This window comes from Streptomyces vinaceus (genome assembly GCF_008704935.1).
Classification (GTDB): Bacteria; Actinomycetota; Actinomycetes; order Streptomycetales; family Streptomycetaceae; genus Streptomyces; species Streptomyces vinaceus.
The window spans coordinates 3,963,232-3,988,250 of record NZ_CP023692.1 but is presented as its reverse complement, the minus strand read 5'-3'; the positions used below and the strand labels follow the sequence as shown (position 1 = coordinate 3,988,250).

Here is a 25,019-nt window from a genome sequence, read left to right as displayed (position 1 = left end):
CAATGTCAGTGGCGGGGTGCAGTATGCAGGGGTGGGAGGTGGCGGCTTGGGCGGCGGCATGGGCGGCACGGGAAGCGTGGGCGGCGCGGGCAGGTTGGACTGCGATGTGCTGGTGATCGGCGGCGGCATCGTCGGTCTGTCGACGGCGCATGCCCTGGCGCAGCTGGCCCCGGGGACGCGGGTCGTGGTGCTGGAGAAGGAGTCCGGCCCGGCCCGGCACCAGACGGGGCGCAACAGCGGGGTGATCCACAGCGGCATCTACTACCGGCCGGGATCGCTCAAGGCGCGCTTCGCGGTGCGCGGGGCCGCCGAGATGGTCAAGTTCTGCGCCGAGCACGGCATCGCCCACGAGGTCACCGGGAAGCTGATCGTCGCCACCGGGCGGGACGAGCTGCCGCGGCTGCACGCGCTGGTGCAGCGGGGCCGGGAGAACGGCATCCCGGTGCGCGAGCTGGGTCCGGCGCAGATCTCCGAGTACGAGCCGGAGGTGCAGGGCCTGGCCGCGATCCATGTCGGCACGACCGGGATCGTGGACTACGGGCAGGTGGCGCGGCAGCTCGCGGAGTCCTCCGGAGCCGAGATCGTCTACGGCGGGGCGGTGGACCTGGTCTCGCGGCGGCCGAGCGGCATCGCGGTGCGCACGACGGCGGGGCTCGTGGTGCGGGCGCGGGTGCTGGTGAACTGCGCGGGGCTGCAGTGCGACCGGGTCGCGCGGCTGGCCGGGGACGACCCGGGCATGCGGATCGTGCCGTTCCGCGGGGAGTACTACGACTTGGCGCGGCCCGATCTGGTCCGCGGGCTGGTCTACCCGGTGCCGGATCCGGCGTTCCCCTTCCTCGGCGTGCACCTGACGCGGGGCATCGGGGGCGGGGTCCACGTCGGGCCGAACGCGGTGCCGGCGCTGGCGCGCGAGGGGTACGGCTGGGGCGTGGTCCGGCCGCGGGACGTGGCGGACGAGCTGGCCTGGCCGGGATCCTGGCGGATGGCCCGGCGCCACTGGCGGTACGGGATGGGGGAGATCCACCGTTCGCTGTCGAAGCAGGCGTTCACGGAGGCGGTACGGAGGCTGCTGCCGGCGGTGTCGGCGGCGGATCTGGCGCCGGCCGGGTCCGGGGTCCGGGCGCAGGCCGTGCTGCGGGACGGGACGCTCGTGGACGACTTCCTGATCAAGGAGGGGCCGCGGACGGTGCACGTGCTGAACGCGCCGTCGCCCGCCGCCACCGCTTCGCTGCCGATCGGGCGGGAGATCGCCCGGCGGGCGCTGGCATCGCTGCGCGCGTAGTTAGAGCGGGGTACCGGAGGGGGTCGGCCGGACGGGCGGGGCCGGACCGGGAGGTACCGGACGGCCTGACCGCGAGGCGCAGGCCGGGGCCGGACCGGACCGGGCCTCAAGCACCCGACGGGGCCGGACGGCGCTGCGTGCCGTCGGCTCGGCGGGCGGCGGCCGGGCCGGGGCGGGGTCGTAGAATCTGGGCATTGTGTCTGAGTCCCTCACCCCCCAGCCCAGCGCCCCGGAGACCGTGCCGGAGGCGAATTCCTACGTGCCCCCGAAGTGGCGGACCGAGCCCCGGTTCCCCGACGGCCCGGCCCCCGATCCGGCCGGTTCGCACCACGAGCGGCGGATCCGCAGCTTCCAGCCGCGGCGCAGCCGGGTCACCACCGGGCAGGGCGAAGCCCTGAAGCGGCTCTGGGGGACCTGGGGGCTCGACATCGACGGGCGTTCCGTCATCGACCTCGACGAGATGTTCGGCGGCCTGCCCGTCGTGCTGGAGATCGGTTTCGGCATGGGCGAGGCCACCGCGCAGATGGCCGCCGCCGATCCGTCGACCGGCATCCTCGCCGCCGACGTGCACACCCCCGGCCAGGGGAACCTGCTCGCGCTCGCCGAGCGCGGCGGGATGACCAACGTCCGCGTCGCCAACGGCGACGCCATCATCCTGCTCCGCGAGATGCTGCCGCCCGACTCCCTGGCCGGCCTGCGCGTGTACTTCCCGGACCCGTGGCCCAAGGCCCGTCACCACAAGCGGCGGCTGATCCAGCCCGAGTTCCTCGACCTCGCCGCGACCCGCCTCGCCCCTGGGGCCGTACTGCACTGTGCGACCGACTGGGAGCCGTACGCCGAGCAGATGCTCGAAGTGCTCACCGCGCACCCGCGGTTCGAGAACACGCAGGCGGACGGCGGCTACGCGCCGCGGCCCGAGTTCCGGCCGCTCACCCGGTTCGAGGGGCAGGGCCTCGACAAGGGGCACGTCGTGCACGACCTGCTCTTCGCGCGCCGGGAGCACGCTTCCCCGAACGAGTAGAGAAACCCCGTACGTCACTCGCCGTGTCAGAGCGGCTCGCTAGAGTCATCGTGTGTTCCGAGCGCTCCCTGCTGTCCGCGGCGTCCGTGCGTGCGTGATCGCCGTGCTGGCGCTGTCGGGGCTGGCGATCCTCGAACTCGTGCGGGAGCAGACGGGTACCGCGGGGTTCTTCGTCGGCCTCGGGCTGGCCGTGCTGCCGGTGCCGCCGCTCATGGCGGCCTTCCGGTGGCTGGGCCGCGCCGCGCCCCGCCCCTGGGCGCAGCTGCTGTTCTGCTTCGGCTGGGGCGCCTGCACCGCGGCCCTGATCGCGATACTGGCCAACAACTTCGCCACCGAGTGGATAGAGGCGGCCACCGCCGATGCCTCGGCCGCCGACCGGCTCGGTTCGGTGGCGATCGCGCCGGTGGTCGAGGAGAGCGCCAAGGCGGCCGCCCTGCTGCTGGTGTTCGCGTTCCGAAAACGCCAGTTCACCGGCCCCGCCGACGGGTTCGTGGTGGCCGGGTTCACCGCCACCGGCTTCGCCTGCACCGAGAACGTCCTCTATCTCGGCAACGCCTTCGGCGAGGACGTGGAGAGCGGTGCCGCCCCGCTGGACTCGGTGACGGCGGCGACCTTCTTCGTGCGGATCGTGGTGTCGCCGTTCGCGCACCCGCTGTTCACGGTGCTCACCGGACTCGGGTTCGGCGCGGCCGCGCTCGGGGCGGGCCGGGTGCGCCGGACCGGGCTGCCGCTGCTCGGACTACTGGCCGCGATGGGTCTGCACGCGCTGTGGAACAGCTCCTCGCGGTTCGGGGAGCACGGGTTCTACGTGGTCTACGGCTGCGTGATGGTCCCGGTGTTCGCCCTGCTGCTGTGGCTGGCCGTACGGATAAGGCGGCGCCGGCTGCGGGCGGTCGCCGGGGAGCTGGCGGTGTACGCGGCCGCGGGCTGGCTGCGCCCGGCGGAGGTGCCGGCACTGGTGTCGATGCCCGCCCGGTCGCTGGCCCGCACGCTGGCCCGGTCCACGGGGGGCCGGGCGGCGGGCAGGGCGGTCGCCCTGTACGAGGCGGACGCGGCGGCACTGGCCCTGCTGCGGCACCGGGCCCGGCACGGGGGCCCGGCCGGGGTGCCGGATTTCGCCTGCCGGGAGCGGGAGTTGCTGCACCGGCTGTGGCTGCGCAAGGCGACGGCGGGGCCCGCGCTGGCCCGGGCGGCGGTCCTGGAGGAGCTCGTCGAGCCCCGGCCGGCCCCCCTCGCGCCCCTGGAATCCCTGGAGCGGGTCTTCGTACCGCTCGTGCCGCGCTCTAGACGTTCAGGCCCTTGGACTCCAGCCACGCCAGGGGGTCCGTCGTCGAGCCGCCCTTGCGTACTTCCAGGTGGAGATGGGGTCCGGTGACGTTGCCCGTGGCGCCGACGCGGCCGATGGTGTCGCCGGCGCCGACCGAGCCGGAGGTCACCGACATCGAGGACAGGTGGCAGTACCAGACCTCCGTACCGTCTTCGAGCTCCAGCACGATCCGGTAGCCGTACGCCCCGGACCAGCCGGCCGAGGTGATCTTCCCGGAGGCGACGGCCTTGACGGGCGTGCCGGTCGGGGCGGCGAAGTCGAGGCCGGTGTGGTGGCCGGAGGACCACATGGAACCGGAATCGCCGTAGTGCGAGGTGAGGGTGTAGGCGGAGGTGGGGAGGGAGTAGCTGCCGGAGGGCTTCGAGGGGCGCTCCTGCTCGGCCTTGGCGTCGGCGGCCTCCTTGGCCTCCTTCGCGGCCGTCTCGGCGGCCAGGCGGGCGTCCTCCGCCTCCTTCTCGGCGGCCTCCCGCTTGGCCTTGGCCTCCGCGGCGGCCGCGTCCTGCGCCGCCCGCTCGGCCTGGGCCCGGGCCTGGGCGTCGGCCGCGGTCTCCTGGGACTCGGCCTGCTGGAGGATGCGGCCCACGAGGGTGGCTCCGGCGTCGGCGTGCTGGGTCGCCTGCTGCGCGATGATGCCGGTCGGGCGGGCGGAGGTCGCGGTGCCTTCGGCCTCCGCGTGGTGCTGCCCGTCGACCCCGCCGCCGCCCAGGCCGAAGTCGGGCAACGAGGGCATGGAGATGGCGACTTGGGGCCGGTCCTGAGCGGTGGCGATACCGCCCGCGCCGACGGCCGCGATGACGCCGACGCCGAGCACGGTGGAGCTGCGGGCAAGTCCCCCGCGCTGCTTGGCGACACGGTGCTTGCCGCGCGGCGGGCGGGCCGAGTCCTCGGTGGGGTTCCACTCACCCCAGGCGCCGGCGGTGGGCGCTTCCTGGAGTTCTATGCCTTCGGGGGCAGGCGAGTTGGAGGCCACCGGGCCACACTCCTCAGGGGGACACGCACGCGCACGGCGCCGTCTCTTGCGACGGCTGGGACGACCGCGCTGCGTTATCGAACGGTAATATACGGAGGGGAGTGATTCCAAGCTGTTGTGATGGATCGATGGCAGTAATCGGCCACGTATCGCGCGGCCTTGGCCAGGACTAAAAGCCCTTCAACGGATCAACCAGGCCAAAAATCAAGCAAGATCCACATCTCTCCGGCCACGCCCACACCTTGACGTAGCGTCATAAACCTTTCAGTGCACACCACTTACCTGACGCACAGTCACGGAGCGACCACGGGGACGGTACGCCGCCGCTCCGGCTCGCCCTCCCCCGGCCGGCCCACCGCGAGCAGCGCCATGTCGTCCGTCGCCCCGCCGCCCGTGTGCCGGCGTACGTCGCTGCTGAGCGCGCCGAGCAGCTCCCCGGGACCGGGGAAGACGCGGCCGCTCAGCCGGGCCGCCGGATCGTAGAAGACCCCCGCCGCGTCCCGCGCCTCGGTCAGCCCGTCCGTGTACAGGAGCAGGGTGGCCCCGGCGGGAAAGGGCCACTCCTCGGCGCGGTCCGGCCAGACCCTGCCCAGGTCCCCCATGCCGAGCGGCAGCGCGGGCTCCGCCGGGGCGAGGACCGACAGCCGCCCGTCGGCGTGCAGCAGCAGCGGCTCGGGATGGCCCCGGTTGACCAGGCGCAGCACCTGCGCGTCCGCCGGGATCTCGCCGAGCACGCAGGTGGTGAACCCCTCCACCGAGTCCAGGCTGTCGCGCCGGGTGCCCTCGCGGGTCAGCGCCCGTTCCAGCCGCTGGGCGAGGCCCTCCAGGGTGGGTTCCGTATCCGCCGCCTCCCGGAAGGCGCCCAGGACCACGGCCACGGCCTCCACCGCCCCCAGCCCCTTGCCCCGTACGTCCCCCACCGCCAGCCGCACCCCGAAGGGGGTGTCCTGGACGGCGTACAGGTCCCCGCCGATGAAGGCGTCGGCCTGCGCGGCCTCGTACCGGGCGCGGACGTGCAGACCGGCGATGCGCTCGGCGGGTTCGGGCAGGACAGCGCGCTGGGCCGCCTCGGCGATGCCGCGCGCCGAGGCGAGCCGCTCCCCGCTGCGCCGGACGACCCGGTTGGTCAGGATCGCGAGCCCGGAGACGGTCATGACGGTGACCAGCTCGGTCAGCGCCTCGACCTGCCAGGTGGTGCCGTTGAGGAGGTGCAGCAGGACGACCGCGAGCGAGGCGAGCACCCCGGTGAGGACCGTGACGCGCAGGGAGGACAGCGGGGCGGCGATCAGCGGGGCCGCGGAGAAGAAGGGGGATCCGGTGTAGCTGGGCGGGGTCAGCAGGTCGAAGGCCAGTCCGCCCGCGATCAGCACGGCCGGGAGCGCGCGGACCACCTTGCGGGCCGCACCGCTGCCGGTGCCTCCCGGGTCCTCGTCGCCGCCCTGCTGCCGCCCCAGCCCCAACACGCCGCTCTCCTGCCCGGTCCCTCGCGCGGGTGCGGGCCGCCTCCGCATCGCCCCTCAAGGCTGGCTGCCGCGGGGAGGGTACGGCGACCCGGCCCGGGCCGATCGGGTGAGGCGGGGCCCGGGGGCGAGGGGAGAAAAGGGAAGGAGAGGAGGGGAGAAGAGGGAAGGGGAGAACGACGAAGGCCCGGTTCCCAAGGGAACCGGGCCTTCGTACTGAGTAGCGGGGACAGGATTTGAACCTGCGACCTCTGGGTTATGAGCCCAGCGAGCTACCGAGCTGCTCCACCCCGCGTCGGTAAACACAACTCTACGTCATCGCGGGGAGGGCGCGCGCCAATTAACCGTCCCGTCGCCTCCAGGACGGCAATAACTGCAGGTCAGAGCCGTACGGAGGGCCGGAAAGCCGGCTTCGCATCAGCCCGTGACCAGGCGGAGCAGGGCCAGGGACCCGATGCCGAAGGCGATGGTCAGGTAGAAGTTTCGGGTCCGCCAGGCCAGCAGCAGGGTCGGCACGGCCAACCAGAGGCCGGGGTTGCCGGGGCCGAGGTCCAGCGTCCCGGCGGGGGCGAACAGGGACGGGGCGAGCAGGGCGGCGATCACCGCGGGCGGCACCTGCCGCAGCCAGACCACGACGGGCCGGGGCAGGGCGGCCGCCGCGAGGAAGAGGGTGGGTACCAGGCGCGGGCCGAAGGTGACGGCCGCCATGCCGGCGATGGTCAGGGCGAGCACGAGGTGGCTCATCGGCCCGGTACTCCTTCCGTACGGACGGCTTCGCCGTCGTCGGCGCGCCCCTCGCGCTCCGCGACGGCCAGGCCGAACGTGGCCGCGACGGCCGCCGCGACGAGGACGGCCCAGTACTGCAGGCCGAGCAGTGTCAGCCCGACCGCGCCGCCGCCCGCGACGACCGCGACGGCGAGCCCGCGCCGGTCGGCGATGACCCCGGCCGCCAGCAAGGCCATGAACATGGCGGGCAGGGCGTAGTCGAGGCCCCACGCCTCCACGTCGGTGACCAGGTCGCCGGCCAGCACGCCCGCGAGCGTGCCCGCGACCCACGAGGCGTGCACGGCCGTGTTGAAGGTGAAGACCTCCGCCTTGGGGCGCTCGGCGCGCTCCGCGTACTGGGCGGAGTGCACCGCGAAGGCCTCGTCGGTGAGCTCGTAGGCGAAGAGCGCCTGCTCGCGGCGGCGCCACCCGGCGAGGCGGGGCGCGATCGCGGCGGACAGCAGCAGATGGCGCAGGTTGACCACGAAGGTGGTCAGGACGATGGCGTACGGGGCGGCGCCGACGGCCAGCAGCTGGAGGGCGGCGAACTGCGAGGAACCGCCGTACACGAAGGCCGACATGGCGACCATCGCCCACCAGGGCAGGCCCGCGGTGTGGCCCAGCACGCCGAACGCGAAGGCCACCGGCACGTAGCCGAGCATCACGGGGACGGCCTGCCCGAAGCCCGCCGCCCAGGGGGCCCGGGGCTGCCGCGGCGCGCGGCCCGGCCCGGCCCCCGCCCCGGGGGCCCGGGCCCCGGCCGCGGCGGGACGGGCCGGGGCCGGGGAATCGGTCGCTACAGATCGCACTCGAAGGTCCTCTCCCCCAGGGCCGGGCGGAAGCCCACGCCCGTCCAGAGGCCGGTCGCGGCCTCGTTCCCGTCGAGGACGGCGAGGAAGATCCGGTTGACCCCGCGACGGCGGAAGGCCGCCAGGGTGTCGACCGCCAGCACCCGGGCCAGCCCCAGCCTGCGGTGGCCGGGGTCGACCACCGCGTGGCTGATGCTTCCCCGTACGCCGAACGAACCGGCGAGCAGCGCCGCCACGACCCGGCCCGCGGGGGTGCGGATCACCCGGCACAGGTCCGAGGAGTGGGCGAGGTGCCCGGAGAGCAGCCGCTCGTCCTCCCACTCGCAGTACGCGGCCTGCGGCGCGGCCCGCAGCAGCTCGATGACCTGCGGGATGTCGGCCGCCGTCATGGGCTCGGAGACGGCCGGTGCGGCGGCGGGAGCGTGGGCCTCGTACGCCGCGACCCCTGTGTACGGCTCCTGGAGCGCCAGAGCTGCGGCGCTCATCAGACCAGCGTCTCGTACGGGGAGCCGGGCAGGGAGAAGGAGATCGCGAGGACGTCGCGGTAGCCGCCCTTGTCCTCGGCCGCGCTGAGGCCCGTGACGTGGTGCTTCATCGCGCGGTCCTCGAAGATCAGCGAGTCGAGCGGGGTGAGGAAGGTGCCCTTGGCGAGCGGCTCCTCGTCCCAGGTGAAGACGGTGCTGTGGCCGCCCTCGACGTCGACGCGGGAGATCAGGTGCAGGCCGGCCCACGGGTAGCCGTCGGAGTGGATGCCCTCCGGGACCAGCTCGTTGTACTTGCCGGGGTTGATCTCGATGCGGATCTGGTGGATCTGGCAGACCCAGGCGCGGTCGCGGTACTCGTCCTCGACCGGCAGGTTGTCGAAGTCGTAGCGGACCAGGGCCTGGAAGAGCGGGTTGCGGTACGTGGCCTCCTCGACGTCGCCGAAGTGGCGCTCGATTCCGCCGACGAAGGCGTTCATGGCCTCGCTCTGGTAGTACGCGACGTGGTCGAGCGGGGCGAGCTCGCCGGTGGCGGGCACGTACGTGAAGTCGCTGTAGCGGCGGGTGCGGACGGCGCGGTCGCCGCCCCCGAAGTGGGTGTCGGGGGTGAGCCGGCCCCAGGAGGCCTGGAGGCCGTCGAAGGCGGCGGCGAGCTCGGGGGACAGGGTCAGGTCGGCGGCGGGCACGAGGGCGTAGCGCTGCTCGCGCAGGGTGTCGCGGAGGTCGGGGCCGACGGAGGTGATGGTGTCGGGGGCGGGCTTGTGGGCAACGGTGGTCACGGCGGTGTTCTCTCTCCGGAGGTGGTGGGGTGTCGGGGTGGCGGTGGGAGGCGGGGCGCGGCGGGCGCCGGGGATTCAGCGCTTGAGCGCTTCAGCGCAGGCCCAGCGACTCGTACGTGGCGTCCAGCTCGGCGACGTCGAGACCGGCGGCCTCGCGGACGAGGCGGATGGCCCGGTAGATCTGGTTGATGTGCGCGATGTCGTGGCCGATGACCTTGCGGATCATGACCTCCATCGTTTCGCCGCCCTGCTCGCCGTGGCGGCCGGTGCGCTGCCGGTCCTCGGGCGTGAGCGCGGCGAGGAGGGCGACGTTGGAGGCGCGCAGGCCGGTCCAGGCGTCGAGCATCTGGCGGAAGGGGAGCCGGGGCAGCGGGGCCCACAGCCGCTCGTCGTAGCCGGGGTAGACGGGGTTGTCCTCGGTGGCCACGAGACGCCAGCGGAACCCGTAGACGATGTCGACGTCGAAGAGGTGGCCGACGATGAAGGCGGCGGGCCACTCGCCCGGCTCGGGGACGGTCTCGGCGAGGTCGGTGGGCAGGTCGGCGAAGAGCTGCGCGGCCCAGACGGGGGTCTTGGCGAGGACGTCGAACGCGTCGCGCTCGCCGGCGACTTCGAGGAGCGCGGAGACGTACGCGGCCGGGTCCTCGGTGGCGGAGGGGATGTCGATCCGGTGAACGCCGTGGGTGGCGGTGCTGCCGGCTGCGGTGCGGGTGGTCATGGTGAAGGTGCCTTTCGGGTGGATGGACCGGTGGGCCCGGTGGGTGCGGGAGTACGGGAAGGCTCAGGCCGCCGGGGCCGGTTCGGGGGTGGTCTCGGCGGGCTGCGGGGTGCTCACCTCGCCGCGGGTGCCGGGCTTGGCGCCCAGGACCAGGAGGGCGCCGAGGCCCGCGACGGCCGCGCAGGCCGTCCAGTGCAGCGGCGGGGAGATGCTGTAGAGGAGGCCGCCGACGGCCGGGCCGAGTGCGCCGCCGAGGGTGTGGGCGATGCCCTCCGCCCCCTGGTAGCGGCCGCGCAGGTGGGCCGGTGAGAACTCGGCGGGGTAGGCGTTGGCGATCGGCGTGTACACGGTCTCGGCGACCGTCCAGACGACCACCGTCAGGGCGAGCAGCCAGACGGCCTGCACCGCGCCCGTGAGGGCCATGCCGATGCCCAGCAGGGCGAGTCCCGCGGCGATCACCCGGCGTGGGTTGCGGCGCTCGGTGTGCTGGGTGAGCGGCAGTTCGATGACCACGCAGAGCAGGGCGTTGAGGCCGAGCAGCAGGCCGTACACCTTGTTGTCGAAGCCGGCGTCCGTGACGTGCAGCGGCAGGGTGGCCGTGGACTGCCCGTACACGAAGGTCGCGGCGACCATCGAGCCGAGGAAGAGCAGGTACGGGCGGTCGGAGAGCACTTCGCGGTAGCCCCCCTTGCCCGTGCTCTTGCCCTTGCCCTTGGCCGCCGCCTGCGGCGCCGGTGTTCCGACCGGCGGGCGCCCGCCCGGCAGCGTGCTCAGCGCGAGCACGCCGAAGGCGAAGGAGAACAGGGCGTCTCCGAGGAAGACGTAGGTGTACGAGGCCCCGCTGAGCAGGCCGCCGACGAGCGGGCCGACCGCCATGCCGACGTTGATGGCGAGCCGCAGCACGGCGAAGGCCGTCACCCGCTGCTTCTCGGGGACCACGTCGATGAGCAGCGCGCCGGCCGCGGGCCGGTAGAGCTGGGCGAAGACGCCGACGAGCCCGACGAGCGCGGTGGTGGCGAGCAGCCCGTCGGTCAGCGGGACGAGGGCGGTGGCGGCGCTGCTGCCGAACATCGACACGGCGATGGCGGTGCGCCGGCCGAACCGGTCGGCGACCGTGCCGCCGACGGCGTTGCCGATGAAGGCGCCGACCCCGACGACGCCGAGGGCCACACCGGCCTGGAACGCGGAGAATCCCTGCGCGACGAGAAAGAGCACCAGGAATACGTTGAGGAAATTGCCGAATTTGATGAGGAACATTCCGGAGAAGATCACCCAGGCACTTCTGGGCAGGTCCTGCAATCGTCGGCGCAAGGGGTCCTCGCCGGCCATGGGGGGCTCCTTCTGGATCGGGGGATGCATCACGGATGCGGTGGCGTCCACCATGAAACCCGCCGGTCAAGGCCCTGCCCAGGGCTGAGGGCTGGCACAAACGGGGCTGGCACATTCCTGCCCGGGCGCCTCGACGAGACCCGATTCAAGATCACTCGAAGGCGGCCGCTGCGTCATTCGTGCCGGGCACTCTTGTGCCAGCCCGAATCCATTTCCCGGTCCGGAATTCTGCTGCAGTGTTCTGGCCATGACCGAACACATGCTTCTCGTCGTCGGCGGACGGATACAGACGCTGCGCAAGGCGGCGGCCCTCGGAATCCGCTTCGTGCTGATCCAGCACAAGGACCAGTTCGTGCCCGAGGCCGCCGAGCTGGCCGAGGCCGTCCTCATCGCCGACTACACCGACTGGGACGTCACCCGTCCTCTGGTGGAGGCCGCGCAGCAGGCGTACGGGTTCACCCGGGTCGCCTCGATCACCGAGCCGGGCCTGGTCCCGGCCGGCCGGATCAGCGACCACCTGGGTCTCGGCAACACCTCCGAGGAGGTCGCCGAGCTGCTGCGCGACAAGCACGCGATGCGCCGCCACCTGGCCGCGTCCCCGTCCCCGGAGGTGCGGGCCCTGTCGGTGGCCGCGGCCGAGGTCGACGGTGTCGAGGCGCTGACCGCCTTCGGCGCGGAGCACGGCTACCCGTTCGTGCTCAAGCCCGTGGACGCCACCGCCAGCCTGGGCGTCGTACGCATCGACGGGCCGGAGCAGGCCGCCGAGGCGTGGGCCGGGGTGGAGGCCCTGCGGGCCCGGACCGACCTCCAGTGGGGCGCGTTCTTCACCATCGGCCGGTTCATCGCCGAGCAGTACATCGCCGGCCCCGAGTACAGCGTCGAGAGCTTCTCGTTCGCCGGCCGGCACATCGTCCTCGCGGTGACCGAGAAGCTCACCGGAGGCGGGTTCATCGAGCTCGGTCACGCACTGCCGGCCCGCCTCGACCCGGCGGACGAGCGGCGCGTCGAGGAGGCCGTCGCCCGCTTCCTGGACGCGATGGGCCTGACCGACGGGGCCGCCCACACCGAGCTGCGGCTGTCCCCGACGGGTCCGCAGATCATCGAGAGCCACAACCGCATGGGCGGCGACCGGATCTTCGACCTGCTGGACTCCGCCTACGGCATCGACCTCGAAGAGTGGATCGTGGCCTGGCAGTTCGGGCTGGTCCCGGCCCTCACCGAGCGCCCCGTGCCCCGCCACGCGGCGGCCACCCGCTTCCTGTCCGCCGAGCCGGGCAGGGTCGTGGAGATCCAGGGCGCGGACGAGGCCAGGGCCCTCGATGACGTCATCGACGTCGAGACCACCGTGCGGCCCGGCGACACCGTCGGGGAGCTGCGCGGCAACTGGGACCGGGTCGGCCAGGTGCTGGTCACCGGGGCGGACACCGAGGCCGCCGTCGCCACGGCCGAGCGGCTCACCGAGAAGGTCACCGTCGTCACCACCCCTCTGAACGACTCCCACGGAAAGACCGCGTCATGAAGATCCTGCTGATCATGCGGAACACGTACGCGTGGCACCGCGAGCACATCGAAACCCTGGAGCGGATGGGGCTGGAGATCCACCTGGCGACCCGGGTCGCGCAGGCCGCCGACGACGGCCGCTTCGCCAACGTCGTACCGATCCCGGAAGCGCTGGAGGGGGCGGAGCTCGCCGAGTTCTGCGCGACCGCGGCCCGCCGGCTGGGCATCGCCTCGGCGATCACCTTCTACGACAGCGACATCGCCGTCACCTCCCGGGTCAACCAGCTTCTGGGGCATGCCTGGCCGCGGCCCGAGGCCGATCTGATCTCCCGCGACAAACAGCTCCAGCGCTCCTTCCTGGAGCGGCACGGCCTGCCGGGCCCGAAGTTCGCCGGGGTGACCGGGGTCGAGGCCGGTCTCGCCGCCGCCGAGGCCTTCACGTACCCGTTCATCGTCAAGCCGAGCGCGCTGGCCGCCAGTATCGGCGTCAGCCTGGTCCGTGACCGCGCCGAGCTGGAACGGGCGCTGACCGACGTGGCCCGCCTCGCCGAGGAGTGGGGCGGCTACTTCCCCAGCGACGGCCCCGAGATCGCGCTCCTGGAGGAGTTCCTCCCGGGCAAGGAGGTCACCCTCGACGGGGTGGTCCTGGACGGGGCCTTCCACCTGGTCGGCGTCACCAACAAGATGCAGATGCCCGGCCCGTACTTCGAGGAGGACTTCTACACCCTCCCGTTCCGCACCCCGGAGGAGGAGCCGGAGCTGGTCGCGGTCGCCGAGGGCATCGTGGCGGGGCTGGGCGTGCGGCACTGCCTGTTCAACGCCGAGTTCCGGCAGGACTCCGAGGGCCGTTACCGGGTCGTGGAGTTCGCCACCCGCATGAGCGGCGGCCAGAACTACCGCAACCTGCGCGAGGTCCACGGCATCGACGCGGTCCGCCTCTACGCCAAGGCCGTACTGGCCGGGGACGACGCCTCCGCCCTGGGCGCGCTCCTGGACGGCGAGGTGCTGCGGGCCGCGGCCCCGCGGGCCGCCACCTGCATCAAGTTCGCGTACCGGACCGGGACCCTCGTCCGCAACAACCCCGGCGACGCGACGCACTCCCCGCACTTTCGCTCGTACATCCCCGCCTCCAAGCCGGGGGACCGGCTGCGGCGCGCCCCCGAGGGCTGGTACGAGATCGCCGGCTCGCTCGCGGTGGCCGCGCCCTACCGGAGCGCCGCCGACATCGACCGGGTGGAGCGCATCGCCGCCGATCTGGACGAGCGGCTCGACGTGGTCGTCGTACCGGCGGCCTGACCGCTGCGCACCCCGCCCGTGGCGATGTTTCACGTGAAACGTCGCCCGATGTCCGGGACTTCGCCTGTTTCACGTGAAACATCGGCCGCCGTCCACGCACTCCACACTTCACCGACCGCGGAAAGAGCCCCACGTGCACGCCAACGACCCCGTGTTCCGGATGGGAATCACGGAGCCCACCGCCATCGACCCGTACAAGGCCCAGGAGGGGGAGGGCATTCTCGTCTGCAAGGCCCTGTTCACCGGACTCCTCGCCCTCGACGAAGACGGCGCGCTGATCCCGGCCACCGCCCGGTCCTGGGAGAGCGACCCGACCGCCACCACCTGGACCTTCACGCTGCGCGCCGGCACGGTCTTCAGCAACGGCGAGCCGGTCACCGCGCACAGCTTCGTACGCGGCTGGAAGCGGGCGCTGGACCCCGAGGCGAACACGGAGACCGCCTACCACCTGGCGGGCGTGCGCTCCTTCACGGCGGTCGACGAGACCACCCTGGTGGTCGAACTGTCGGAGCCGGACGTGCAGTTCGACCTGAAGACCCTCCAGCCGATCTTCAGCCCCGTGCCCGAGTGCGCCGGCCCGGCGCTGAACCCCGGGTACAACGACCTCCCGGTCGGCAACGGCCCGTTCAAGATGGCCGGCCCCTGGGAGCACGGGGTGGCGATCCGGCTGGAGCGCAACGACCTGTGGGCGGGGCCCGCGCCCGAGGTCCGCGAGGTGCACATCGACATCCTCGACGCGGTCACCGGCCTGGACGACGAGTACGAGCGCTTCCTGGCCGGCGTCTACGACTACGCCCGGATCCCCCCGGCGCGCACCGCCGAGGCGGCGGCCCAGGACGGCTTCCTGGAACAGGAGGGCGCCGGGCTCTTCTACCTGATCCCCTTCTGCCACCAGGCGCCGATGGAGTCGCTGGACGCCCGCCGGGCCCTGTCCGCGGCCATCGACCGCCAGGGGCTGATCGACACCTACTTCCAGGGTCGGCGCAGCGCGGCCCACTCCCTGCTCTCCCCCTGGTTCGGCAAGGCCCACACCCCCCTCGCGGAGCTGAGCGCCGACGACCCGGACTCCGGCTGGTCGGCGTACGACCCCGAGCGGGCCCGAGCCGCGGCCCTGCGGGCAGGTTTGGGGCCCGGCAGCCGCGTCGAGTTCGCCTACAACACCGGCGCCGGGCACGACGACTGGGTCAAGGCGCTGGCCCGCGGCCTGGAGGAGGTCCTGGGCTGGCGGATCGAGCTGCTGCGCACCGACGCCCGCGGTCTGGTCGACCACCGGACCTCGATCGCGGCGGCAGGGTTCTGCCGGGCCGGCTGGGCCTGCGACTACCCGACCCCCGACAACATGCTCTTCCCGCTGCTGCACTCCTCGTGCACGGCGCCCGACGCCGAGGGCACCGCCCACGGCGACAACGAAGGCCGCTACGTGAACCCGGAGTTCGACGCCCTCGTGGCGCACGCCCGGGCCTCGACGGACCCCGCCGAACGCGCCGACGCCTGGCGCCGCGCGGACCGTACCGCGATGGCGGACCTGGCGCTGATCCCGCTCTGGTACCGGACCGACCAGCGGGTCCACGCCGCCGACCGGATCACCGGCCTGCGCATCGACTTCGACGGAAACCCCACCCTCACCACTGTCAAGGCAAGGAAGACCACCCGATGAGCGCGAGCACGACTCCCGTCCACGACATCCTGGGCATCGGCTTCGGCCCGGCGAACCTGGCCCTGGCGATCGCCCTGGAGGAGCGCGAATCGCCGCTGACGGCACGCTTCCTGGAGGCCCGCCCGAGCCCCGAGTGGCAGCCCGGGATGCTGCTGGACGGCTCCGACATCCAGAACCACCCGAGCCGCGACCTGGTGACCCTGCGCAACCCGCGCAGCCGCTACACCTTCCTGAACTACCTGCACGAGCAGGGCCGGCTCCTGCGCCACCTCAACCTCCCCTCGGAGTTCCCGCTGCGCAAGGAGTACGCCGGGTACATCCGCTGGGCCGCCGGGTTCTTCTCGCACCTGGTCGACTGCAACCAGCGGGCGGCCCGCGTGGAGGTCGTCGAGGAGTTCGGCGAGCGCCTCTACGAGGTCACCACCATGTCGGGCAGCCGCTACCTCGGCCGCACGCTGGTGATGGGTCCGGGCCGCACCCCCTACGTGCCGGCCCCGTACGACACGCTGCGCACCCCGCGGATCTTCCACCTGACCCAGTACCTGCCGAAGCTGGCGGAGCTGGCCGGCGAGGGGCGCGCCCCCGAGTCGGTGGCCGTCATCGGCGGCAGCCAGAGCGCCGTCGAGCTCGCCCTCGACCTGCACCGCCGCTTCCCTCGGGCCAAGGTGACCACGTACACGCGCTCGCACTCACTGCGCCTGAAGGACACCAGCCCCTTCAGCGAGGAGGGCTACTTCCCCGAGTTCACCGAGTACTACTTCCAGGCCTCCCGCGAGGGCAAGAAGGCCCTGGACGCCTACATGCACGGCACGAACTACTCCTCCGCCGACGGCGACGTGCTGCGCGACCTCTACATGACCATGTACGAGCAGGAGCTCGACGGCGACCAGAAGGTGTTCGTCCGCGGCAACCACGAGGCCGTGGGCGTCGCCCCGGCGGGCGGGGACCGGATCGCCCTGGACTTCCTGGAGCGGACCACGGGTGAGCGCGTCAGCGAGACCGTGGACTTCGCGGTCCTCGCCACCGGCTTCCGCAACATGGGCCCCGGCCCGCACGAGGAGTTGTGCCCGCCGCTGATGGCCCCGCTCGCGGAGCTCTTCGCCACCGAGCCGGACGGCCGCCTCCAGGTGTCCGTCGACTACGCGCTCGAACCCGTCGCCGACGGCACCCCGCCGCTCTTCCTGAACGGTCTGTGCGAGTCCAGCCACGGCATCGGCGACGCGGGCTCCTTCAGCCTCCTGTCGCTGCGCGCCGCGACCCTCACCGACGCCCTGACCGCCCGCCTGACCGGCGCCGCCACCACCGCCGCCGACCGCAGCGCCGTACTCGCCGCCGCCTGACCGGAAAGGTCCCGTTCCCCATGACTGCCACCATCGACACCCCGGTCGCGGCCCCGCAGGTCTACACCGCCCCCGTGATCACCGGCCCGCTGCCCGGTCCGCGCAGCGCCGAGCTGCTCGACCGCCAGGCCGGCCGCGAGTCCAACTCCCGTTCCTACCCGCGCAAGCTGCCGATGGCGGTCCGCCGCGGCAAGGGCTCGTACGTGGAGGACCTCGACGGCAACGTCTTCCTCGACTTCCTCAGCGGCGCCGGGGTGCTCTCCCTGGGCCACAACCACCCCGAGCCGCTGGCCGCCGCCCACCGCCAGCTCGACGAGTTCGTGCACGGGCTGGACTTCCCCACCCCGGTCAAGGACGAGTTCACCGAGCTGACCATCGGGATGCTGCCGGAGCCGATGCGCGAGCGCACCCGGATCCACTTCTGCGGGCCGACCGGCGCCAACGCCGTCGACGCCGCGCTCAAGCTGTGCAAGACCGCCACCGGCCGCGAGGAGATCATCACCTTCCAGGGCGGGTTCCACGGGGCGACACTGGCCGCGCTGAGCGTCACCGGGCTCGTCGAGCAGAAGGAGCCGGTCCGCGGCCGGATGCCGGGCGTGCACTTCTTCCCGTACTCCAACTGCCACAACTGCCCGCTCGGCCTGAAGCGGGACATCTGCCAGGTCAACTGCGCCGCGTTCCTGGAGAAGGCGCTGACCGACGTCAACGGGGGGATCACCCTGCCCGCCGCCGTGATCATGGAGCTGGTGCAGGGGGAGGGCGGGGTCATCCCCGCCGAGGTCGAGTTCGTCCAGCGGATCCGCGAGGTCACGCGCAGGCTCGGCATCCCGCTCATCGTCGACGAGGTGCAGAGCGGCTGCGGCCGCACCGGCACCTGGTTCGCCTTCGAGCAGTACGGCATCGAGCCCGATGTCGTGTGCGCCTCCAAGGCCCTGTCCGGCATGGGCCTGCCGGCCTCCGTGATCCTCTACGACGAGAAGCTGGACGTCTGGAAGCCCGGCGCCCACTCCGGCACGTTCCGCGGCAACCAGCCCGCCTTCGCCGCCGGCGTCGCCACCATGAAGGTCGTCAAGCGCGAGCGCGTCCTGGAGAACGTCCGGGCCCGCGCCGACCAGCTGATGGTCCACCTCCAGGGCCTGCGCGAGCTCACCCCGTACGTGGCCGACGTACGCGGACTCGGCCTGATGACCGGTGTCGAGCTGACCGATCCGCACACCGGGCTGCCCGCCGACCAGCTGGCGAAGCAGGTCCAGTGGGAGGCCGTCAGCCGCGGCCTGATCATCGAGCTCGGCGGCCGCGACGACTGCGTCGTGCGCATGTTGCCGCCGCTGAACTGCTCGGCCCGCGAGATCGACCAGGCCGGCCGGATCATCCGCGAGTCCCTGACCGCGGCCCTGGCCGCGCTCGGCCTGACGACGGCGGCGGATGCCTGATGACCACCCACGACACCGAGGTCCAGGACCTGGTGGTGGCCGGCTTCGGCCCCTCCGGGATCGCGCTCGCCGCAGCCGTCGAGGACCACGACGACGCCACCGGCGCCGCCCCGCTGGCCGCCCGCTACCTGGAGAAGGCCGCCGACTCCGCCTGGCAGCCGAACCTGGTCCTGCCCGGCACCGACATCCAGCACCACTTCCTGCGCGACTTCGCCACCCCGCGCGACGCCCGCTCCCGCTTCACCTTCCCCCACTACCTCCAGCAGAGCGGCCGTTTCTACCCGTTCACGCTGATGGGCGGCTACGTCAGCCGCCTGGAGTGGTCGGACTACGTGCAGTGGGCCGCCCGCCAGGTCCGCGGCCCCGTCGACTACCACCGCGAGGTGCTGAGCGTCGAGCCCGTCACCGGTGCCGACGGCCGCGTCCGCACCGCCCGCGTGCTCTCCCGCGACACCCGCGACGGCTCCCTGCACACCGTGGAGGGCCGCAACATCGCGCTCGCCACCGGCCACGAGGCATACGTACCGGAGCTGTTCCGGCCGCACCTGGGCGAGCGGGTCTTCCACGCCTCGAAGCTGCTGCCGGGTCTGGCCGCCCTGGGCGAGCGCCCGCTGCGCAGCATCGCCGTCATCGGCGCCGGACAGACCGCGGGCGAGATCGTCCTGCACCTGGCCGCCCAGCACCCGGACGCCGAGATCCACTCGGTGGTGCGGCACGCGGGCTTCCGGATGTACGAGCTCGGACACTTCAGCAACGAGGTGTACTTCCCCGACGAGACCGACTACTTCTACGGCCTCGAAGGCGAGCAGCGCGAACGCGCCCTGGACCAGGCCCGCGCCACCAACTACGCGGCCGTGGACCCCGACGTGTCCACCGCCCTCTACCAGGCCGTCTACCAGGACCGGTTCACCGGCCGGCAGCGCCTGCACATGCACAAGCGCACCGAGACGACCGACGTCGGCCTGACCCCGGACGGGCGGGTGCGGCTGCGCACCGCGGAGGTCTTCACGGGCGAGAGCGGCCTCATCGAGGCCGACGCCGTCATCGTCTGCACCGGCTACCGCGAGGCCGCCCTGCCCCGGCAGCTCGCCGCCTTCGTCCCCCACCTGCGCCTGGACGCGCAGGGCCGCCCCGAGGTCACCCGCGCCTACCGCGCCCGTACCACCGGGGACTGCGAGGTCGGCGTCTACCTCGACGGACTCACCGAATGGCGGCACGGCATCGGCAGCGCCACCTCCTTCAGCCAGATGGCCGCCAAGGCCGACACCATCCACCGCGACCTGCGCGCCCGCCTGCGCCAGCCCGTCGCCGCCTGATTGGACCCGTACGCGATGCACATCTTCACCGCCCACGAGGACGACATGGTCTTCGAGGAGCCGTACAACGTCAGCGGCCGGCGGATCTTCCCCTGGCCCGAGGCCGTCGAGGAGCCCAACTGGGGCGGCGCCTGGGTCGACGTGGCGCCCGGCGCCACCTCCACCCCGCACGACCACGACGAGAACGAGATGTTCTTCATCGTCGAAGGCAGCGGAGTGATGCGGATCGGCGCGGAGACCCGCCGGGTCCGGGCCGGCGAGACCGTGTTCATCACCCCGCTCCAGGACCACGACCTGACCAACGACGGGGACGTGCGGCTGCGCTTCGTCACCATCTGGTGGGGCGGCTCGGACGCCGTGGCCCGGGACCGCGCCAAGTGGGCCGCCGAGTTCGGCATCAGCGACCCGGGCGCCGCGCCGCAGGACCGGAGCGTGGACGCATGAGTCCCATCGTCCACGCGCACGCCGACGCGATCGTCGTCGGCGGCGGGGTGATCGGCGCGGCCATCGCGCACCAGCTCGCCCTCGCCGGCATCGGCCGGATCGTCCTGTGCGACCAGGGCCGCGTCAACGCCCAGGGCGCCACCTCCCGCTCCGGCGGACTGCTGCGGCTGCACCACACGGCCGTCGCCGACACCCGGCTCGCCGCCCGCAGCCTGCCCGTCTTCGAGCAGTGGTCGGACGTCATCGGCGGCGACTGCGGCTACCGCCGCACCGGCTTCGTCATGATCGTCGGCGAGAACCACGCCGAGGACCTGCGGTACAACGCCGCCGCCTCCGCCGACGCCGCCGGATACCGCCGGGTCGAGGTCATCGACGCCGCCGAGCTGAAGGAGATCTACCCCGGCCTGCGGACCGAGGGCGTCGCCCTCGCCGCGTACGAGCCCGAGGGCGGGTACGCCGACCCGATGGCCGCCTCCGCCTCGCTGCTCACCGCCGCCTACCGCCTCGGCGTCTCGCCCTCCGAGGGCATCCGGGCCGTGAAGGTGCTGGAGAACGCGGGCACCGTCACCGGCGTCCTCACCTCCATCGGCCGCATCGACGCCCCGCTGGTCGTCCTCGCCGGCGGCGCCTGGGGCTCCGCCCCCGCCGAGCACCTGGGCATCCACATCCCCGTCACCGCACGCCGGATCGGGCTGGCCCAGGCAGAGCTCCCAGGGGCGGGCCGGCGCGGGTCGGCGGCCTCCGTACCGACCTGCATCGACGACACCACCGGCAGCTACTTCCGGCCCGACGGCCTCAACCGCTTCTACTTCGGCGTCCCCAGCAAGCCGGACACCGAGCTGGGCCGCGACGTGGAGCCGCTGACCGAGGCCGAACTGGAGTCCGCGATCGCCGCCATCGCGGGCCGCGTCCCGGCCGCCGCCACCGCCCCTCTCGCGGGCACCCGCTCCGGGCTCGACGGCTACACCCCCGACAAGCGCCCGGTCGTGGGCGCGGCCGGACCCGACGGGCTGTACCTGGCCCTCGGCTTCAGCGGCGGCGGCTTCAAGCTGGCGCCCGCCGTGGCCGAGCTCGCCGCCAAGGAGATCACCGAGGGCGGGGCCGTCCCCGGCAAGGCCGTCCAGGAACTGCTGGAGCCGTACCGGCCGCAGCGCTTCCTCGCGGGCCGCCCGATCCGTCCGGAGGCCCCGTATGACCACATGTGAGACCGGACCGGGCAGCGAAGCGCGCCGACCGCTGCGCGAGGTGCTGCGCGAGGACGTGCGGACCGTCCTCGACAAGGATCCGGCCGCCGGCTCCCGCGTCGAGGTGCTGCTCTACCCGCACATCCACGCCCTGTGGACCTACCGCGTCGCCCACTGGCTCTGGGGCCGCGGCCACCGGGTCCTCGCCCGCGCCCTGTCCCTGCTGGCCCGCGCCGTGTCCGGCATCGAGATCCACCCCGGGGCCCGGATCGGCCGCCGGTTCTTCATCGACCACGGCACCGCCGTCGTCATCGGCGAGACCGTCCGGATCGGCGACGACGTGATGCTCTACCACCAGGTCACGCTCGGCTCGGTCGGCTGGTGGAAGGACCTGCGCCGGCCCTCCGGATCCCGCCGCCACCCCGTCGTCGGCGACCGCGTCGTCATCGGCACCGGGGCCAGCGTCCTCGGCCCCGTCACCATCGGGGCCGACTCCCGGATCGGCGCCCACTCGGTCGTCCTCGACGACCTGCCGCCGCGCAGCCGCGTCGTCGCCGCCGCCTCCGCCGCCCTGCCGCCGCTCGACACCGCGGCCCCCCTCGACTCCTCCGCCCTGACCGTCCCCGAAGGAACCCACGCCTCATGACCTCGTACGTCGTCACCAGCGCCCCGCCGAACCCGAACGGCGACCTCCACCTCGGCCACCTCTCCGGCCCCTTCCTCGGCGCCGACGTCCTGACCCGGCACCTGCGCCAGCGCGGCCACGACGTCCACTACGTGGGCTACTCCGACGAGCACTCCTGCTACGTACCGCGCCGGGCCGCCGAGATCGGCTCCACCGCGTACCCGACCGCGAAGCTGTTCGGCGACCGCATGGAGGAGACCCTCTCGCTGGGCGCCATGCACCACGACTGGTTCACCCGCCCGCTCACCGACTCCACCCACACCGAGTTCGTCCAGCGCTTCTTCCTCGAACTGTGGGAATCAGGCGCCCTCGAAGTGCGCGAGCTGCCCGTCTTCCGCTGCGCGCCCTGCGAGCGGTACCTGTACGAGGCCGAGGTGCGCGGGGAGTGCCAGTTCTGCGCCGAGCCCTCCGACGGCGTGTACTGCGAGGCCTGCGGCCTGCCCCAGGACCCGGCCGGACTCGCCGCCCCCCGCTGCACCGCCTGCTGGAACGCCCCCGAGACCACCACCCTGCGCCGCATCGTCTTCCCGCTGGAGCGCTGGCGCGAGCGCCTCCAGGCGTACTACGCCGACGCGCAGGCCGCGGCGGAATGGCGGCCCCGGCTGATCTCGTACCTGGACGGCCTGTTCGAGCGGACCCTGCCCGACACCGCGATCAGCCGCGAGGCGGACTACGGCATCCCGGTCCCGCTGCCCGGCTGGGAGGGGCACGTCCTCGACACCTGGTTCAGCGGCATCTGGGGGTACGCGGCGGGCACCGCGCGGCTCGCCGAGGCGAACGGCGACCGTTCGGAGTGGGAGCGGCTGTGGACCGACCCCGAGACCCGGATCGTCAACTTCATCGGCTTCGACTGCTCGTTCTCGCACGCCGTGCTGTGGCCCGCGCTGCTGCTCGCCCAGGGGGAACTGACCCTGCCCGCCCAGGTGGTGATCAACGAGTTCTACCGGCTGGAGGGCGAGAAGTTCTCCACCAGCCGCGGCCACGCCATCTGGGGCGGCGAGTTCCTGCGCCGGGTCAACGCGGACGCGCTCCGCTTCCACCTGTGCCTGACCGGCCCGGAGCGGGCGCAGAACAACTTCTCCATGAAGGAGTTCGCCGACACCCTCAGCACCGTCCTCGCCGGCGGCCTGGAGCGGTGGACCGACACCGTACTGGACCTGCTCGCCCAGGACTTCGACTCCGTCGTGCCGGACGCCTGGCCCGCGGACGGCCCGCTGGGCGCCGAACGCGCGGCGCTGCCCGGGCGGATCGCCGCCGCCCTCGGCGCGCAGGCCTTCTCCCCGCAGCGAGCCGCCGACGTCCTGGCCACCGTGATCGAGCGGGCCGACGCCGACCTGCGGCAGCTGGCCCTGCTGCGGGCCGCCGGACCCCGCGAGGAGTACGCGGGCCGGCTCGCCGCGCACGTGGAGCTGCTGGCGGCGGTCGCGGTCACCGCGGCGCCGCTGATGCCGGGCTGGTCGGCGTTCCTCGCCGGGCACCTGGGCCTGCCGGTGGACCTCGGTACGCGGATGCCGGTGTGGGACGGCGTGGAGGGACGCCTTCTGGCGCCGGGCGCGACGCTGCCGGCCGCCACCCCGCTGTTCTTCCACGAGCTGTCGTGACCCGTACGGACCCGACGCGTACGGACCCGACCCCTACGGACCTCACCCGTACGGACCTCACCCGTAGGGGCACCTGGTCCTCCGGCGCCGCGAAGGCGCTGGGCGCTGTCCTCGGAGCCGGGGCCCTGCTGCTCCCGGCGGCGTTCGCCCCGCGACCCGGGCCCTGGGCGGGGCCCTGGACCGGGATCGCGGTGGCGGGGGCGGTGGCCGGCTGGTGCCTGCTGGTGGCCCTGGCCGGCGGTACGGAGCACCGCGGGCCCGTCGTCTTCGTACGCGAGAGGCTCGGCCCGGGGCCGGCCCGCGCGGCCACCGCGCTCTACTTCGGCGGATTCGCCACCGGGCAGGCCGCGGTGGCCCTCGGGGCCGCCGGGTTCGCGCTCGGGGACTCCGGCTGGCGGGCGTACGCGGCCGCCGCCCTGGTGCTGGGCAGCGCGGCCGCGTACGCCTGGTGCGTACCGCGGGGGCCGTCCCCGGTGGCCCGGCAGCTGCGTACGGCCGCGGTGCTCGCGCTGGCCGTCGCCTGGCGGGCCCTCGGCGGGCCGCTGCCGGGGCCGGGATCCGGTGACCGGGCGGGCGGCTGGGCGGCCGGGACCTGGGCGGCCGACGGCTGGACCGGGGCCGCGCTGCTGGTGGCCGTACCCCTGCTGTTCGGCTGGGTCGGCCTCGAAGGGGCGGTTCCGGCCCTGGCGCGCCGGCGGGCCCTGGGCGGGACCCTGCTCGGCATCGCGCTCGCGGCCGCGCTGTACTCCGTACTTCTGGCCGCGCCCGGTCCCGCCGCGCAGGCGCCGCCCGCGGCCGTGGCGGCCGCCCTCGGGCTCGGCTCGGCCGCGCTCTGCTGGACGTACTGCCGTACGAACCTCCATGCCACCGCCGCCCGTTGGACCGAGCTCACCGGCCGGAGCCGGCGCGGCGGGCTCGTGGCCGCGGGCCTGATCGCCCTCGGGGTGCTCGCCCTCGGGCGGGCCGCCCGCTGGGACCTGTCCGTCCTGCTCATCGGCCCCGGTGCAGCCACCGCGGCCCTGTACACCCTCATCGCCGTGGCGGCCGTACGCCGCCCCCGTCCTCAGGAGCCCACCGACCATGCCCACGCAGACCCCGACCACGCAGAACCCGATTACGCAGACCCCCACCGCGCAGGCCCCGACGGCCGCGTCCTCGAAGGTGCTGCGCGTTCCGCCGGCTGACCCGGCCACCGCCGCGGCCCACTTCCACCGCCGCTTCACCTTCGAGGCCGACGTCGCCGACGTGCACGCGGACGTGGAATCGGGCGCCGGGGGCTTCGTCCTCGTCGACAGCCGCAGCGCCGAGGCCTGGGCTCAAGGCCATATCCCGGGGGCCGTGCACCTGCCCACCGACGAAATCGGGGCCAGGGCCGCCGAACTGGTGCCGCCCGCGAGCGTGGTGGTCACGTACTGCTGGGGCCCCGGCTGCAACGGCGCGACCCGGGCGGCGTACGCCTTCGCGAGCGCCGGCTACCGGGTCAAGGAGATGCTCGGCGGCTTCGAGTACTGGTCCCGGGAGGGCTTCCCGGTCGAGGACTCGGCGGGCACCCGCCAGTCGCCGCCGGACCCGCTGACGGCCCCGGTCGGGCCGGACGCGTCCTGCGGCTGCTGAGCCGGAC

The 25,019-nt window shown here is 73.4% G+C and carries 23 protein-coding genes and 1 tRNA gene; 15 read left to right on the top strand and 9 right to left on the bottom strand.

Annotation, left to right across the window (positions count from 1 at the left end; translation table 11 throughout):
- Window positions 1–58: 58 nt before the first annotated feature.
- The 3 genes from lhgO to CP980_RS17950 all read left to right on the top strand — a co-directional run bounded on the left by lhgO (window position 59) and on the right by CP980_RS17950 (window position 3,678).
- Window positions 59–1,282: an L-2-hydroxyglutarate oxidase gene (lhgO, locus tag CP980_RS17960; RefSeq protein WP_150528606.1), complete on the top strand. Its 1,224-nt coding sequence runs from the start codon at window positions 59–61 to the stop codon at window positions 1,280–1,282.
- 238 nt (window positions 1,283–1,520) lie between these two features.
- Entirely contained in the window at window positions 1,521–2,303 is a 783-nt protein-coding gene (trmB, locus tag CP980_RS17955) for a tRNA (guanosine(46)-N7)-methyltransferase TrmB (RefSeq protein WP_229907424.1), read from the top strand.
- Between the two features lie 52 nt (window positions 2,304–2,355).
- Window positions 2,356–3,678 (top strand): PrsW family intramembrane metalloprotease, encoded by a 1,323-nt coding sequence (locus tag CP980_RS17950; RefSeq protein ID WP_150528604.1) that lies wholly within the window; start codon window positions 2,356–2,358, stop codon window positions 3,676–3,678.
- Here the strand turns inward: CP980_RS17950 and CP980_RS17945 are convergent.
- The 9 genes from CP980_RS17945 to CP980_RS17905 all read right to left on the bottom strand — a co-directional run bounded on the left by CP980_RS17945 (window position 3,587) and on the right by CP980_RS17905 (window position 10,942).
- A complete protein-coding gene (locus tag CP980_RS17945) occupies window positions 3,587–4,600 on the bottom strand; it encodes a M23 family metallopeptidase (RefSeq protein WP_150528603.1) in 1,014 nt (337 codons plus the stop codon). The two genes, CP980_RS17950 and CP980_RS17945, sit on opposite strands and share 92 nt — an antisense overlap.
- Before the next feature lie 293 nt (window positions 4,601–4,893).
- The gene (locus CP980_RS17940; protein ID WP_150528602.1) at window positions 4,894–6,111 is read right to left on the bottom strand and encodes a PP2C family protein-serine/threonine phosphatase; all 1,218 of its coding nucleotides are present in this window, start codon (window positions 6,109–6,111) and stop codon (window positions 4,894–4,896) included.
- A 170-nt stretch (window positions 6,112–6,281) separates the two neighbouring features.
- Window positions 6,282–6,355, bottom strand: a tRNA-Met gene (locus CP980_RS17935).
- Between the two features lie 122 nt (window positions 6,356–6,477).
- Entirely contained in the window at window positions 6,478–6,804 is a 327-nt protein-coding gene (locus tag CP980_RS17930; protein ID WP_132761460.1) for an AzlD domain-containing protein, read from the bottom strand.
- Window positions 6,801–7,634, bottom strand: a complete 834-nt coding sequence (locus CP980_RS17925; RefSeq protein WP_208834784.1) for an AzlC family ABC transporter permease — start codon at window positions 7,632–7,634, stop codon at window positions 6,801–6,803. The genes CP980_RS17930 and CP980_RS17925 overlap by 4 nt, the downstream gene beginning before the upstream one ends.
- Window positions 7,622–8,119: a GNAT family N-acetyltransferase gene (locus CP980_RS17920; protein WP_132761459.1), complete on the bottom strand. Its 498-nt coding sequence runs from the start codon at window positions 8,117–8,119 to the stop codon at window positions 7,622–7,624. Before CP980_RS17920 ends, CP980_RS17925 begins: the two co-directional genes overlap by 13 nt.
- Window positions 8,119–8,895 carry a 2OG-Fe dioxygenase family protein gene (locus CP980_RS17915; protein WP_165937504.1) on the bottom strand — a complete coding sequence of 259 codons (777 nt, stop codon included), beginning with the start codon at window positions 8,893–8,895 and terminating at the stop codon, window positions 8,119–8,121. The genes CP980_RS17920 and CP980_RS17915 overlap by 1 nt, the downstream gene beginning before the upstream one ends.
- Window positions 8,896–8,986: 91 nt before the next feature.
- Window positions 8,987–9,613: a DinB family protein gene (locus tag CP980_RS17910; RefSeq protein WP_123513750.1), complete on the bottom strand. Its 627-nt coding sequence runs from the start codon at window positions 9,611–9,613 to the stop codon at window positions 8,987–8,989.
- A gap of 63 nt (window positions 9,614–9,676) precedes the next feature.
- Complete coding sequence (locus CP980_RS17905) at window positions 9,677–10,942, bottom strand: MDR family MFS transporter (RefSeq protein WP_167535848.1); 1,266 nt, start codon at window positions 10,940–10,942, stop codon at window positions 9,677–9,679.
- 247 nt (window positions 10,943–11,189) lie between these two features.
- Here CP980_RS17905 and CP980_RS17900 point away from each other — a divergent pair, with 247 nt between their 5' ends.
- The 12 genes from CP980_RS17900 to CP980_RS17845 all read left to right on the top strand — a co-directional run bounded on the left by CP980_RS17900 (window position 11,190) and on the right by CP980_RS17845 (window position 25,012).
- On the top strand, window positions 11,190–12,461 hold the full coding sequence (locus CP980_RS17900; protein WP_150528600.1) for an ATP-grasp domain-containing protein: 1,272 nt from the start codon (window positions 11,190–11,192) through the stop codon (window positions 12,459–12,461).
- On the top strand, window positions 12,458–13,738 hold the full coding sequence (locus CP980_RS17895) for an ATP-grasp domain-containing protein (RefSeq protein WP_132761455.1): 1,281 nt from the start codon (window positions 12,458–12,460) through the stop codon (window positions 13,736–13,738). The genes CP980_RS17900 and CP980_RS17895 overlap by 4 nt, the downstream gene beginning before the upstream one ends.
- A gap of 133 nt (window positions 13,739–13,871) precedes the next feature.
- Window positions 13,872–15,395, top strand: coding sequence for an ABC transporter substrate-binding protein (locus CP980_RS17890; RefSeq protein WP_132761454.1), 1,524 nt, complete (start codon window positions 13,872–13,874; stop codon window positions 15,393–15,395).
- Window positions 15,392–16,735: a lysine N(6)-hydroxylase/L-ornithine N(5)-oxygenase family protein gene (locus CP980_RS17885; RefSeq protein ID WP_150528599.1), complete on the top strand. Its 1,344-nt coding sequence runs from the start codon at window positions 15,392–15,394 to the stop codon at window positions 16,733–16,735. Before CP980_RS17890 ends, CP980_RS17885 begins: the two co-directional genes overlap by 4 nt.
- Before the next feature lie 20 nt (window positions 16,736–16,755).
- Window positions 16,756–18,168, top strand: coding sequence for a diaminobutyrate--2-oxoglutarate transaminase family protein (locus CP980_RS17880; RefSeq protein WP_150528598.1), 1,413 nt, complete (start codon window positions 16,756–16,758; stop codon window positions 18,166–18,168).
- Window positions 18,168–19,484, top strand: a complete 1,317-nt coding sequence (locus CP980_RS17875; protein ID WP_150528597.1) for a SidA/IucD/PvdA family monooxygenase — start codon at window positions 18,168–18,170, stop codon at window positions 19,482–19,484. The genes CP980_RS17880 and CP980_RS17875 overlap by 1 nt, the downstream gene beginning before the upstream one ends.
- A gap of 15 nt (window positions 19,485–19,499) precedes the next feature.
- Window positions 19,500–19,928, top strand: coding sequence for a cupin domain-containing protein (locus CP980_RS17870; RefSeq protein WP_132761450.1), 429 nt, complete (start codon window positions 19,500–19,502; stop codon window positions 19,926–19,928).
- Window positions 19,925–21,133: an NAD(P)/FAD-dependent oxidoreductase gene (locus CP980_RS17865; RefSeq protein ID WP_132761449.1), complete on the top strand. Its 1,209-nt coding sequence runs from the start codon at window positions 19,925–19,927 to the stop codon at window positions 21,131–21,133. Before CP980_RS17870 ends, CP980_RS17865 begins: the two co-directional genes overlap by 4 nt.
- Window positions 21,120–21,758, top strand: a complete 639-nt coding sequence (gene epsC, locus CP980_RS17860; RefSeq protein ID WP_132761448.1) for a serine O-acetyltransferase EpsC — start codon at window positions 21,120–21,122, stop codon at window positions 21,756–21,758. Before CP980_RS17865 ends, epsC begins: the two co-directional genes overlap by 14 nt.
- Entirely contained in the window at window positions 21,755–23,398 is a 1,644-nt protein-coding gene (locus CP980_RS17855; RefSeq protein WP_150528596.1) for a methionine--tRNA ligase, read from the top strand. Before epsC ends, CP980_RS17855 begins: the two co-directional genes overlap by 4 nt.
- Window positions 23,395–24,582, top strand: coding sequence for an APC family permease (locus CP980_RS17850; RefSeq protein WP_150528595.1), 1,188 nt, complete (start codon window positions 23,395–23,397; stop codon window positions 24,580–24,582). Before CP980_RS17855 ends, CP980_RS17850 begins: the two co-directional genes overlap by 4 nt.
- Entirely contained in the window at window positions 24,479–25,012 is a 534-nt protein-coding gene (locus CP980_RS17845) for a rhodanese-like domain-containing protein (RefSeq protein ID WP_132761445.1), read from the top strand. The genes CP980_RS17850 and CP980_RS17845 overlap by 104 nt, the downstream gene beginning before the upstream one ends.
- The last annotated feature ends 7 nt before the right edge of the window (window positions 25,013–25,019 follow it).